Source organism: Salinicola peritrichatus (assembly GCF_003206715.1).
Classification (GTDB): Bacteria; Pseudomonadota; Gammaproteobacteria; order Pseudomonadales; family Halomonadaceae; genus Salinicola; species Salinicola peritrichatus.
Window position 1 is genome coordinate 30,272 of record NZ_PZJU01000021.1, and the last position, 12,683, is coordinate 42,954.

Genomic DNA, 12,683 nt, shown 5'->3' on the forward strand with positions numbered 1-12,683 from the left:
ATGGTGATCATAGCGCAGCGATTCGCCCGCGCAGACATTTATGCAGTGTTATCCAAACAACGATGACAGGAGCCCGCCTTTATGACTGCTTCGCGAGAAAGTGAACTGCCAACCATCCTGGCCAAGATCCTGACGCGCAAGCGCGAGGAGATCGCCGAACGCCGTATGGCTGCCAGCGAGCAGACCTGGCTGGCGCGGGCGAAGACGCAGAGCGCTCCGCGCGGCTTCATCAAAGCGCTCAACGACGGTATCGATGGCGGAGACCCGGCGGTGATCGCCGAAATCAAGAAGGCATCGCCATCCAAGGGCGTGATCCGCGAAGACTTTCGGCCCGCCGACATCGCTGCCGATTACGCCGCCGCGGGCGCCAGTTGCCTCTCCATACTCACGGATGCCGACTACTTCCAGGGCCACGAGGACTATCTGATCGCGGCGCGGGAAGCCTGCGGACTGCCGGTGATTCGCAAGGACTTCATCATCGACGGTTACCAGATCGCCGAAGCCCGGGGCATCGGCGCCGACTGCATTCTGCTGATCGTTGCCGCGCTCGACGACGCCCAGCTCAAGGATCTCTATCAGCAGGCCACCGATCTGGGCATGGACGTATTGGTGGAAGTGCACGATAACTTCGAACTCGAACGGGCGCTGCAGCTGGATCTGCCGCTGGTCGGCATCAACAACCGCGACCTGCGTACCTTCGAGACCTCGCTGGACACCACTTTCGAACTGCTCAAGCGTATCCCGCGCGGCGTCACCGTGGTGACCGAATCCGGCATCCATACCCGCGACGACGTCGAGCGCATGCGCGAACACGACGTCAACGCCTTCCTGGTCGGCGAAGCCTTCATGCGCGAGGAAGAACCGGGTAGTGCGCTGCGCCGGCTGTTTTTCTGATTCGTTTCTTCCGGCCACACAAACGATGACACCGCNNGCGGTGTCATCGTTTAGAGCCTCAGAACTCCGGCGAATCCGGGAATATCAGGCTGATCAAGGTATCGCCGGGCTTGGGGGTCAGTGGCTTGTCGGCGGTGGCGATGCGGGCGCGTCCACTGGCCGAGACCGTGAACAGCGTCAGCAGGCGATCCTGGTGGGTGCGGTGATAGTCCTCGATATCGAAGTTCTCGCTGATCCTGGCCTGGCGCAGCACCGCGCCCTGGCCGATCAGGCTCGATAGCCGGGTGGAGCTGGTATTGCCGTCGAACAGCAGCGGCAGATGGGCCAGCGCCTGCTGGTGATGGCGCCGTGCGCTGCGGGAGGACTCCACCGCCAGCCGGAATACCTTGCCGTGGCCGAGAATATGCTCGAAGTGCAGCGCGGCGAGATTGTTGAGTTCGCGGTAGGGTGACAGCGGCAATAGATGACCGATGCCGGTCAGCTCCAGGTGCTGGGCGGCATGCTCCGAAAGCGGGTTGCCGTAATAGGTCGGCAGGTTGGCCATGCGCGCTTCCTGCACCGCGTCCCAGTTGTGGTCGCACAGCCGCACGATGAACCCCGCATCCTGCAGAATCCTGCCGAAGGCACGCGCCACCGGGTTGGCGCCGGTGATCAGAAAGCCCGACGGAGTCGGTTCGCTGACCTTGAGCAGCCGGGCCAGGGGGCGTGAGAACAGGCTCTGAACCACCACCGTGCTGATGATCACGAGAAAGGTCACCGGCACCAATAACTCGGCACCCGGCACCTCCAGTTCCTCGAGGCGAATGGCGAACAGCGAGGCGACTGCCGCGGCGACGATACCCCTCGGCGACAGCCAGGCCAGCAGCGCCTTTTCGCGCCAGTTGAGCGAACTGCCCAGCGTACACAGCCACACCGTCAACGGACGTGCGACCCAGACCAGGATCGCCAGGAACACCCACGCCTGCCACGACAGCAAGCCCAACTGCGCGAGGCTCAGGCGGGCCGCGAGCAGAATGAACAGACCCGAAATCAACAGGATCGACAGCGTCTCCTTGAACTCCAGGATCGGCTGGGTCGGTACGCCGCGCATGTTGGCCATCCACACGCCCATGACCGTCACGGTCAGCAGTCCGGACTCATGGAACAGCTGGTTGGAGAGCGTGAACAGCGTCAGCATGATCATCAGCGTGCCGAAGCTGTGCAGGCGTTGCGGCAGCCAGTGATGGCGCAGCACGCTGCCCCACAGATAACCGCCGGCGATACCCAGCCCGAAACCGATCACCGCCGTCTGGGCGAAACTGATCAGCGTATGGGTGGCGGCGCCGTTGGAGAAGCCGAGGGCAACGAATTCGTACACCAATACCGCGCCGATCGCGCCGATCGGGTCGATCAGAATGCCTTCCCAGCGCAGGATCTGACTCACATGTACGCGGGCGCGAAGCGTCTGCAGCAGCGGCAGCACCACGGTGGGGCCGGTCACCACCAGCAAGGCTCCCAGCACGCTGGCCATCTCCCAGGAGAGGTCGAGCATCAGATGCGCGGCGGCGATGCCGATCAAGGCCGTGATCAGCGCGCCCCAGGTCACCAGCCGGCTCACCGTGCGACCGTGGCCGCGAAGCTCGCGGAAATCCAGCGTCAATGCGCCCTCGAACAGGATCACCGCCACCGCCAGGGAGACCAGCGGGAACAGCAGATCGCCCAGAATCGCGTCGGGCTCGAGCACACCGGTGACCGGGCCGACGGCGATGCCGGCGATCAGCAGGGGGAGAATCGCGGGGACCCGCAGTTGCCAGGCGAGCCATTGGCAGATCAGCGCCATCAGGCCGATGCCGGTCAGGGCAAGTGCGGCATTTTCCATCGCAGTCTCTCCGCAGGGTTCAAAAAAGCGCGCAGACTAGCGGCGGCATGCCGCCGATGCAATGCCGAACAGAGGATGAGGCGAGAAATTCAGACGGCGGCGAGATGCTGCCGGGCCCAGCGCACGATGTCGGCCTGCCCCAGGGCACCGGCCCGGCGGGCGATCTCGCGGCCGCCGCGGAACAGGATCAGCGTCGGAATGCTGCGGATACCGAAACGGGATGCCACATCGGTCGCCGCCTCGGTATCGAGTTTGGCGAGTCTCATATGGGGCTCGAGTTCGCGGGCGGCTTGCGCGAAGCCGGGCGCCATCGCCTTGCACGGGCCACACCAGTCGGCCCAGAAATCGACCAGCAGCGGCAGGTCGCTACGCGAAACGTGACGGTCGAAATTGACCGAATCCAGGGCGAGCGGCTCACCGGTGAACAGCACGTTGTGGCACTGGCCGCACCTGGGCGCATCCGCCAGCCTCGCGCTGGCGACGCGGTTGACCGCATGGCAATGCGGGCAGACGACATGTTGGGTATCGGACATGGGGATCGTCTCCTGCGTGGTGGAATGTCGAAGAGGATAGGTCAGTGGCGTCGGGAATGCTCAGCGATTCAACAGCCAGAGGAGCAGGGAAATCGCACCGCTGAGCAGGATCATGGTGGTGATCGGGAAGAAGAACGAAAAATTATCGCGCTTGATCACGATGTCGCCGGGAAGATGACCGAGCGGCAGCTTGCTCAGCCAGGGCCACAGCAGACCGGCAGCGATGGCGACAAGACCGATGACGATGAGTGTCTTGGACATGAGATTCAATGCTGGATGTTCAGGCCTCCGCCAAGCCGATGAACATCAGCCTGGTCCAGCAATCTTGACCCTCTTCAACAGCGCCTGCAACGGATGGGCGAGTGCCTGGCCGGAAAGCCGCTTGGCCTGGCTGCGGCAGGAGTAGCCGGTGGCCAGCAGGCGGCCGGCATTGGCCTCGTCCTCCACCGGCGCGCGCCAGGAGAGATCGTAGATCGCTTCCGAGGTCTCGCGATTGCGCGCCTCGTGGCCATAGGTGCCGGACATGCCGCAGCAGCCGCTGGCGACCAGGTCCAGCGACAAACCGAAGCGTTCGAACAGCTGCTGCCACGCCCTGGGGCTGCCCGGCGCATTGGTCTTCTCGGTACAGTGAGTCAGCAGCCGGTAGCCGGGATCGGCGTTCCTTGCCGCCTCGGCATCCCAGCCCCGCGGCAGCAGCGTCTGGCCGAGCGAGAGCAGCCACTCCTGCAGCAGCAGCACTTCCGGCACGGCGCGCGGCCCCAGCGTCTTGACGTACTCCTGGCGGTAGGTGAGCGTCATCGCCGGGTCGATGCCCACCAGCGGCACGCCGAACCCGGCCAGCGTTCTCAAGCGTTCGGCCTGTTGCTCGGCGACGCGCCGGAAACGACCGAGGAAGCCCTGCACGTGCAGCGGCTTGCCGTTGGGCTGAAAGGGGGCGACGAACACGCGGATGTCCAGCCGCGACAGCAACTCGACGACATCCATCACCAGCCGCGACTCGAAATGGCTGGTGAAGGCATCCTGAACCAGCACCACGCTGCGGCTCTTCTGGTTCTCGGTCAGTCGCCCCAGCGTCAGCGGCGTGGCCTCGGCCACGCCCCAGGCGTGCAACACTTTCTCCAAGCTGGCGCGGGAGAGTCGTGGACTGTCGACGATGCCGATGCCCTGGGCCAGCAGGCGGTCGACCAGACGGTTGTCGAGCAGCGCATTGTAGAGCGGTGCCACCGGCTGCAAGTGAGGAATGACGAACTCCAGCCCGCCGATCAGATAGTCACGCAGCGGCCGCGCATAGCGGCTGTGATAGCTCTCCAGGAAGCGCGAGCGGAAATCGGGCACGTCGACCTTGATCGGACACTGGCCGGCGCAGGACTTGCACGCCAGACAGCCGGCCATGGCGTCATAGACCTGATGCGAGAAATCCGCTTCGCCGCGCCGGCGGGCGGCGTGGCGGGAAAGCTTGCCCGGCTGCGAGCGCAGCCAATCGATGAGGCCGCTGCGCCGTTGCTCGCGGCTCACCTCGAGCACGTCGACACCGGCGTTGCCCTGACGGCGCAGCCATTCGCGCATCAGGCTCGCCCGTCCCTTGGGCGAGTGGATGCGTTGGCGCGTCGCCTTCCACGACGGGCACATCGCATCCTGGGGATCGTAGTTGTAGCAAGCGCCGTTGCCGTTGCAGTAGACCGCGCTGGCGTTCTCCTGCCACACCCGCTCGTCGATCTGGCGATCCAGTTCGCCGCGGGTGGGTAGGCCGTCCACCGTCAGCAAGCCGGGGTCGAAGCCACCGACGATGCCGGTTTCGCCGGTGTACTTGCCCGCGGTTGCGGGCGGGCTAGAGAGCCCTGTAGTTTCGGGCAGGCTAGAGAGCCCCGCGGTTTCGGGCGGGATAGAAAGCGGCGTGGCGATCTTGCCGGGGTTGAACTGGTTGCACGGGTCGAAGGCCGCCTTGACCCGCTGCAGCGCCGGATACAGCTCGCCGAAGAACCTGGGTGAATACTCCGAACGCACGCCCTTGCCGTGCTCGCCCCACAGCAGCCCGCCGTAACGCTGGGTCAGCGCCGCCACGGCGTCGGAAAGCTCGCGGATCAGCCGCGCCTGCTCCGGGTCCTTCATGTCGATCGCCGGGCGCACATGCAGCACGCCGGCATCGACATGACCGAACATGCCGTAATCCAGTCCGCGCTCGTCCAGCAGGCGGCGGAACTCGGCGATGTAGTCGGCCAATCGCTCCGGCGGCACCGCGGTGTCCTCGACGAACGGAATCGGACGCTTCTCGCCCTTGGCGTTGCCGAGCAGGCCCACGGCGCGCTTGCGCATGGCGTAGACCCGTTGGATGCACTCGCGCCCTTCGGCCAGGGTATAGCCGAAGCGCTCGACGCTGGCATCGGTGCCGAGATGCTCGGTGAACGCCCGCACTCGCGCGGCCAGCCGCTCGGGGTCGTCATCGTTGAACTCGACCAGATTGATGCCGCGAATCGGCTTGCCTTCGTCGGGGAAGAACTCCGCCACCGCGTCCCAGACGAAATCCTCCATCGCCAGCAGCAGTACCTTGTCGTCGACGGTCTCGATCGATGTCGGGCGCCCCTCCGACATCAGTGCCTTGGCGTCGCGCAGCGCATCCATGAAACTCGCGTAGCGCACGTTGACCAGGGCCGAATGTTTGGGCAGCGGCAGGACGTTGAGCGTCGCCTCGTTCAAAAAAGCCAGCGAGCCTTCCGAGCCGCACAGCAGACTGTTGAGGTCGAAACGCCCCTCGGCGTCGGTCAGGTGGGCGAGATCGTAGCCGGTCAGGCAGCGGTTGAGCGGCGGAAACCTGGCCGCGATCAGCTCGCGCTGGCTCTCCGCGATGTCCCGGGCGGTGCGGTGAATGTCGCCGACGATATCCGCGCGCCGGCAGATTTCCTCCAGCGCTTCCGTAGAGAGCGGGCGGCTGGTGAAGCGTTCGCCGCCGCGCAGCACCACGTCGAGTTCGAGCACGTGATCGCGGGTCTTGCCGTATTCGCAACTGCCCTGGCCGCTGGCGTCGGTGGAGATCATGCCGCCGAGAGTGGCGCGGTTGGAGGTCGAAAGCTCCGGGGCGAAGAACAGCCCAAAGGGTCTGAGCGCGGCGTTGAGCTGGTCCTTGACCACGCCCGCCTGAACCCGCACGCGGCGGTTCTCGACGTCGATGTCGAGAATCCGGTTCATGTACCGGGAGACATCGACGACCAGGCCATCGGTGAGCGACTGGCCGTTGGTGCCGGTGCCTCCGCCGCGCGGCGCAAGCACGACATCGCGGTAATCGTCGCGGGCGATCAGGCGTGCGATGCGCTGGAGATCCTCGCCATCGCGCGGGTAGAGCACCGCCTGCGGCAGGCGCTGATAGATCGAGTTGTCGGTGGCCAGCACGGTGCGGTTGGCGGCATCGGGGGCGATATCGCCGGCGAAACCTGCATTCTGGAGTTCATCGAGGAAGCGCCGGTAGCGCTCGTCGAGGGTCAGGTCGGCGCTGGCCGGGTCGAGGCGTGCAATCATGAGTTATCAGGCTGTCAGGGTCTGGGAATGAAGTCAGTGCAAGGCCGAGCGTGGTCGACAGAGTGTAACGCGCCGGCCGCAATCTGGCAGCCATGCCGCATGGTGCGGCGATGGGGTTTTCCTTACAATGATCGCCCGGCAAGCGCCGGCAAACGAATCACCTCAACCACGGAACACCGTCATGCTCGATCCCAAGCTGTTGCGAAGCGATCCGCAGTTCGTCGCCCAACGCCTGGCCCTGCGGGGCTTCACGCTCGATATCGCTCGTCTCGAGTCGCTCGAGTCCCGGCGTCGTGAGCTGCAGACCGCGACCGAGCAGCTGCAGAACGAGCGCAACGTGCGCTCCAAGGCGATCGGCAAGGCCAAGGCCGCCGGCGAGGATATCCAGCCGCTGCTCGCCGAGGTCGGCCAGTTGGGCGACGATCTCGACCGCGCCAAGCGCGAGCTGGCCGAAGTCCAGCGGGCCTGGGACGACATGGTCGCCGGCCTGCCCAACCTGCCGCATGACAGCGTGCCCGAGGGGGCGGACGAGAACGACAACGTCGAACTCCATCGTTGGGGCACGCCGCGCGAGTTCGACTTCGAGGTGCGCGATCACGTCGATCTCGGCGCCAGGTTCGGCTATCTCGATTTCGAACTGGCGACCAAGCTGACCGGCTCGCGTTTTGCCGTCATGCGCGGGCCGATCGCGCGCCTGCATCGGGCGCTGGCCCAGTTCATGCTCGACAAGCAGACCCAGGAGCATGGCTACGAAGAGTGCTACGTGCCCTACATGGTCAATGCCGACTCGCTCGTCGGCACCGGCCAGTTGCCGAAATTCGGCGAGGATCTGTTCCGGCTCACCGGCGACAACGGCTACTACCTGATTCCCACCGCCGAAGTGCCGCTGACCAACTTCGTGCGCGACGAGATCCTCGACCGGGCCGCGCTGCCGCTCAAGCTCACCGCCCATACCCCTTGCTTCCGCAGCGAGGCGGGTGCCTACGGTCGCGATACCCGCGGCATGATCCGCCAGCATCAGTTCGACAAGGTCGAAATGGTGCAGGTGGTCGAGCCGGCGACCAGCTACGCGGTATTGGAAGAGATGCGCGGCCATGCCGAAGCGATCCTGCGGGCGCTGGAGCTGCCGTACCGGGTGGTGACGCTGTGTGCCGGCGACATGGGTTTCGGTGCCGCCAAGACCTACGACCTGGAAGTGTGGCTGCCGAGCCAGCGGACCTATCGTGAAATCTCTTCCGTCTCCAACTGCGAGGATTTCCAGGCGCGGCGCATGCAGGCGCGTTTCCGTAGCCCCGAGCAGAAGAAGCCGCAACTGGTGCATACCCTCAACGGCTCCGGCCTGGCCGTGGGGCGCTGCCTGCTGGCGGTGCTGGAAAACTTCCAGAATGCCGATGGCAGCATCGATGTCCCCGCCATCCTGCAGCCCTACATGGGCGGCGTGACCCGTATCAACGCCGATTGACGCCGGGTTTCGCACCGCACCGAACGATCCCTCGCAAGCGATGGCGAGGGATCGTTTGGTTATAACCATGCAAGAAAGCGTTTCTTGGAGCGACGGCTTTGGCTCTTTACACTTTCGATCTAAGAGCCAGGATGAATCTGGTTGTTTCGTTCTAAAGACACCCCTTTCTTCGTGTTCTCAACCGGCGTTTTCACCGTGACCGAATCCCTGACCCTGCAGTACGATCCGGCCGCGCTCGATCTCCACCTGGTCGGTGGCGGCAGCGAGGCCCTGGCGCTGGCACGCCAGTTCGCCGGACTCGCGCCGCGACTGACGCTGCATGCCGATTCGGTGATGCCGGCATTGCGTGGATTGTGCGATGAGCAGGATTGGGCGATTCGAGCCGATGATCCTCCGCGCCCCGCTGCGGGTCAGTTGTGGCTGATCGCCAGTGGCGACGTGGCGCGTGACGCGTATTTGGCGCGGCACGCTCGCGAGGCCGGCGTGCCGGTCTTCGTGCCGACACAGCCGTCGCTGTGCAGCGTGCGTCTGCCACCGCGCGTCGATGCCGCGAATCCGGCCACCGGGCCGGTGGAGCCAGACACCGGAAAGTGGCGGCGCGGCCGTGTCGCGTTGGTTGGCGCCGGGCCGGGCGACCCGGAGCTGCTGACGCTCAAGGCGCTGAAGCAGTTGCAGCGGGCCACGATAGTCGTCCATGACCGCCTGGTCAGCCAGGAGATCCTTGCGCTGGCCAATCCCGACGCCAAGCGTTTCTATGTCGGCAAGGCACGATCCCGGCACAGTGTGCCGCAGGACGGCATCAATCAGGCATTGGTGTCGTGGGCGCGCGCCGGTCATCGGGTGGTGCGGCTGAAGGGCGGCGACCCTTTCATCTTCGGACGCGGCGGCGAGGAACTCGAAACCCTGGCCGCCGCCGGCATCGACTTCGAGGTGGTGCCCGGCATCACCGCTGCCTCCGGCTGCGCCGCCTACGCCGGGATTCCATTGACCCATCGCGATCATGCCCAGTCGGTGCGCTTCGTCACCGGGCATCTCAAGAATGGCAGCTGCGATCTCGACTGGCCCGCCCTGGCGCGCGACGGACAGACCTTGGTGTTCTACATGGGGCTGGGCGCGCTGGAAACGATTTGCGAACGTCTGATCGCGCATGGCATGGCCGGCGAGACGCCGCTGGCGTTGATCGAGCAGGGCACCACCGCCAGTCAGCGCATCCATCTCGGCAGTCTCGCTGCGCTGCCGCCAAGCCTGAAAACCGCTGCCCCCAAGCCGCCGACACTGATCGTGATCGGCAGCGTGGTGCGGCTGGCCGAGACGCTCGAGTGGTTCCGGCCCACGGACAGCGGCAGCCTCGGCTGGGTCGAGGGCAAGCATCCGACGCCGCTTTCCCGCTCCGAGAGCGCTTGAGCCGCTTGCCGTTGCCGTTGCCGTTGCCGTGACGCCAGACGGCGCATGCCATCGACTTCAACGAGTAGGCTATCGGTTTCAAAGAGTTAGTAGCGAGCGGCAAGATTGACGCCACCTGCGGGCACTCCGAGAATGAAATCTACGGTCTGTCTGAAAAGTGTCTGCGCTCGACCATGCAGCGTTAAAAATTGGCTCAAAATGCTCATTTACCCCGTGTAAACTCCGCTTCTTCGCCAATTTTTGCCTTGCTTGATCATCGCTCGCCGACTTTTCAGACAAGACCTCATCTCTGCGCAGTCCACGGGAGCGGCATGAACATCGAACAGCTGGACATTCGTGGCCACATGGCGCAGTTTGCGCCTTTCGACAATCTGCCGGATGCCTTGCTCGACCGCATCGCGGCGGCGGTGGAGATCCGTTATTTTCAGGCCGGCAGCGAGCTGCTGACCAAGGATCAGCCGATCGACGCGCTGTGGTACGTGCGCAGCGGTGCGGTCGAGATGTATCAGCGCAGTGGCCGGCTGTTCAACCGTCTCGGCGAGGGCGGCATCTTCGGCTATTCGGATCTGCTGCGCCACCGCCCCGTGCGCTATCCGGTCAATGCGATCGAAGACACCTTGATCTACTTCATCCCGGGGGCTGTCTTCGAGGCGGTGTGCGACGAGGATGACGACTTCGCCGAGTTCTTCGATACCGGCGGCCAACGTCTCAAGGTCACGGTGGAGCAGCAGCGCGACGATAGCGAGTTGATGACCACGCGGGTGCGCAAACTGGTTCATCGCCAGCCGCAGATGGTGGAGGCCTCGACTTCATTGCAAGAGGCTGCGCAGCACATGCGCGATGCCAACGCCACCTGCGTACTGGTGATCGACGTCACCGAAACGCACTCCGCCTACACCTTCAGCGATCGCGACGGCAAGCACTGGAAGCTCAGCGGAATCCTGACCGATCGCGATTTCTGTACCCGAGTGCTTGCCGAGGGACTTTCGCCGGAGACGCCGGTGGGCGAGGTGATGTCACGCCGCGTGATCGTGGTGCAGTCCGACGAGTCGGTCTACGAGGCGATGCTGTGCATGCTGCGCAACCAGGTCCATCACTTGCCGGTACTGCATCGCCGCCAGCCGATGGGGGTGCTGCATCTCTCCGACATCGTGCGCTACGAGACCCACAGCAGCCTGTTTCTGGTCAACAACATCTATCTCCAGAACACGCCCGACGAGTTGGCCAGGCTCTCCGGCGAAGTGCGCACGGCGTTCGTGCGCCTGGTCGCCGACGGCGCCAATTCCGAGATGGTCAGCCGCGCGCTGGCGACCATCGGGCGCAGTTTCATCCAGCGCCTGATCGAACTGGCCGAGGCCGAGCTGGGGCCGCCGCCGGTACCTTACTGTTTCATGGTGCTCGGCTCGATGGCGCGGGAGGAACCGACCATCACCGCGGATCAGGACAACGCGCTGATTCTCGACGATAGCTTCGATCCCGAGCGTCACGACGGTTATTTCGAAGCCCTGGCCCGGTTCGTCAGCAATGGGCTCGACGCCTGCGGCTACCCGCTGTGCAAGGGGGATATCATGGCCACCAATCCCCGCTGGCGGCAGCCGTTGGCGGTGTGGAAGCGCTATTTCATGGAGTGGATGGACGACCCCAATCCCGAACGCTTGCTGCACAGCTCGATTTTCTTCGATCTGGCGCCGGTGCACGGCGAGGCGCCGATGGTCGAGGCGCTGCAGGATCTGATCGCCGAGGTCGCGCCGCAGCGTCAGCGGTTCCTCGCGGCGCTGGCGCGCAATGCCAAGAATCGCACGCCGCCGCTGGGCTTCTTCCGCACTTTCGTGATGGAACGGGATGGCGAGCACCGCAAGTCGATCAATCTGAAGCGGCGCGGTACCGCGCCATTGACCGATCTGGTTCGCGTGCATGCGCTGGCGTGCGGTTCGAAAGCGCAAAACACCTTTGCCCGGCTAGACGATATCGAAGGCACCAAGCTGGTGGCGGACGGTGTCGTCGAGCGCCTGCGCTATGCCTTCGAGTTTCTGTCGATGGTACGCATCCGTCATCAGGCGGATGCCATCGAGCAGGGCAGGGAGCCGGACAACAGCGTCAATCCGGAAAATATCGACAGCCGCGAGCGCCACCACCTCAAGGACGCCTTCGAGGCCATCAGTCACGCCCAGCAATTCCTCTCCTTCCGCTATACCATGCCGTCGAAGAAGGACGCGCCGTCGAAGCAGGATGCGCGATGAGTATACGTAGGCGAGACCGGCAGCAGGCGGATGATTGGCCGACCTACCTGGCGGCACGGGCGCAGCAGGTCAAGGAACCCCGTCTGTCCCGATTTTTCGCCCAGACTACGCTGGACCCGGAAATGCCGATCGGCGAGGCGCCGTTGGTCGCCATGGATTTCGAGACCACCGGGTTGGATGCCTCGCGCCACGATATCGTCAGCGTCGGCGTGGTTCCGTTCACGCTGTCGCGCATTCGGCCCGCCGACGGCAACTACTGGGTATTGTCACCAAGGCGGGCGCTCAGCGACGAGTCGGTCGCCTTTCACCACATCACTCACTCCGAAGTGGAGAGCGCGCCGGACTTCACGACGATCATCGACGATCTGCTGACGATGTTGAGCGGACGGCTGGCGGTGGTGCACTACCGGCGCCTGGAGCGCGCCTTCCTTGATGCGGCGATGCGCGAGCGCCTGGGCGAAGGACTGCTGTTCCCGATGGTCGACACCATGTCGCTGGAGGCGCAGATTCACCGCCAGTCCTGGTGGGCGAGGCTGCGGCGCTGGGCAGGGCGGCCGGTCGCCTCCATCCGTTTGCACGAAAGCCGCCAGCGCTACCATCTGCCGGCCTATACCGGCCACCATGCGCTGGTCGATGCGCTGGCCACCGCCGAGCTCCTGCAGGCGCAGATTCAGTATCACTATCGTTGGGATACGCCGATCGGCGCACTCTGGCGCTAGGCTTTGTACAAAAACTGCCTGCGCTCGGTCATACGGCGTTAAAAATCAGCTCACTGAACTTCA

Annotated in this window: 9 protein-coding genes; 5 read left to right on the top strand and 4 right to left on the bottom strand. The window is 64.6% G+C overall.

Features of this window, described 5'->3' with window-relative positions:
* The first annotated feature begins 81 nt into the window (after positions 1-81).
* Positions 82-894, top strand: coding sequence for an indole-3-glycerol phosphate synthase TrpC (trpC, locus tag DOM57_RS09125; protein ID WP_110648899.1), 813 nt, complete (start codon positions 82-84; stop codon positions 892-894).
* A gap of 58 nt (positions 895-952) precedes the next feature.
* On the opposite strand, the gene DOM57_RS09130 is transcribed toward trpC, so the two are convergent.
* The 4 genes from DOM57_RS09130 to DOM57_RS09145 form a co-directional block, all read right to left on the bottom strand.
* On the bottom strand, positions 953-2,752 hold the full coding sequence (locus DOM57_RS09130) for a cation:proton antiporter (RefSeq protein ID WP_110648900.1): 1,800 nt from the start codon (positions 2,750-2,752) through the stop codon (positions 953-955).
* Between the two features lie 89 nt (positions 2,753-2,841).
* Entirely contained in the window at positions 2,842-3,285 is a 444-nt protein-coding gene (gene trxC / locus DOM57_RS09135; protein WP_110648901.1) for a thioredoxin TrxC, read from the bottom strand.
* A 60-nt stretch (positions 3,286-3,345) separates the two neighbouring features.
* Positions 3,346-3,546, bottom strand: coding sequence for a DUF2905 domain-containing protein (locus DOM57_RS09140; RefSeq protein ID WP_110648902.1), 201 nt, complete (start codon positions 3,544-3,546; stop codon positions 3,346-3,348).
* A 45-nt stretch (positions 3,547-3,591) separates the two neighbouring features.
* Positions 3,592-6,795, bottom strand: a complete 3,204-nt coding sequence (locus DOM57_RS09145; protein ID WP_110648903.1) for an FAD-binding and (Fe-S)-binding domain-containing protein — start codon at positions 6,793-6,795, stop codon at positions 3,592-3,594.
* Positions 6,796-6,976: 181 nt separating this feature from the next.
* Between DOM57_RS09145 and serS the strand changes: the two genes are divergently transcribed.
* From serS to DOM57_RS09165, 4 genes are all read left to right on the top strand, one after another.
* Positions 6,977-8,257 carry a serine--tRNA ligase gene (serS, locus tag DOM57_RS09150; RefSeq protein ID WP_110648904.1) on the top strand — a complete coding sequence of 427 codons (1,281 nt, stop codon included), beginning with the start codon at positions 6,977-6,979 and terminating at the stop codon, positions 8,255-8,257.
* A gap of 612 nt (positions 8,258-8,869) precedes the next feature.
* Entirely contained in the window at positions 8,870-9,661 is a 792-nt protein-coding gene (gene cobA / locus DOM57_RS09155; protein WP_420820222.1) for a uroporphyrinogen-III C-methyltransferase, read from the top strand.
* 311 nt (positions 9,662-9,972) lie between these two features.
* Positions 9,973-11,901, top strand: a complete 1,929-nt coding sequence (locus DOM57_RS09160; RefSeq protein WP_110648905.1) for a putative nucleotidyltransferase substrate binding domain-containing protein — start codon at positions 9,973-9,975, stop codon at positions 11,899-11,901.
* Positions 11,898-12,620, top strand: coding sequence for a 3'-5' exonuclease (locus tag DOM57_RS09165; RefSeq protein ID WP_110648906.1), 723 nt, complete (start codon positions 11,898-11,900; stop codon positions 12,618-12,620). Before DOM57_RS09160 ends, DOM57_RS09165 begins: the two co-directional genes overlap by 4 nt.
* Positions 12,621-12,683 lie beyond the last annotated feature (63 nt).

Coding starts and splice junctions, on each gene's coding strand:
- trpC (WP_110648899.1), top strand. CDS start 82: ATGACTGCTTCGCGAGAAAGTGAACTGCCAACCATCCTGGCCAAGATC.
- DOM57_RS09130 (WP_110648900.1), bottom strand. CDS start 2,752: ATGGAAAATGCCGCACTTGCCCTGACCGGCATCGGCCTGATGGCGCTG.
- trxC (WP_110648901.1), bottom strand. CDS start 3,285: ATGTCCGATACCCAACATGTCGTCTGCCCGCATTGCCATGCGGTCAAC.
- DOM57_RS09140 (WP_110648902.1), bottom strand. CDS start 3,546: ATGTCCAAGACACTCATCGTCATCGGTCTTGTCGCCATCGCTGCCGGT.
- DOM57_RS09145 (WP_110648903.1), bottom strand. CDS start 6,795: ATGATTGCACGCCTCGACCCGGCCAGCGCCGACCTGACCCTCGACGAG.
- serS (WP_110648904.1), top strand. CDS start 6,977: ATGCTCGATCCCAAGCTGTTGCGAAGCGATCCGCAGTTCGTCGCCCAA.
- DOM57_RS09160 (WP_110648905.1), top strand. CDS start 9,973: ATGAACATCGAACAGCTGGACATTCGTGGCCACATGGCGCAGTTTGCG.
- DOM57_RS09165 (WP_110648906.1), top strand. CDS start 11,898: ATGAGTATACGTAGGCGAGACCGGCAGCAGGCGGATGATTGGCCGACC.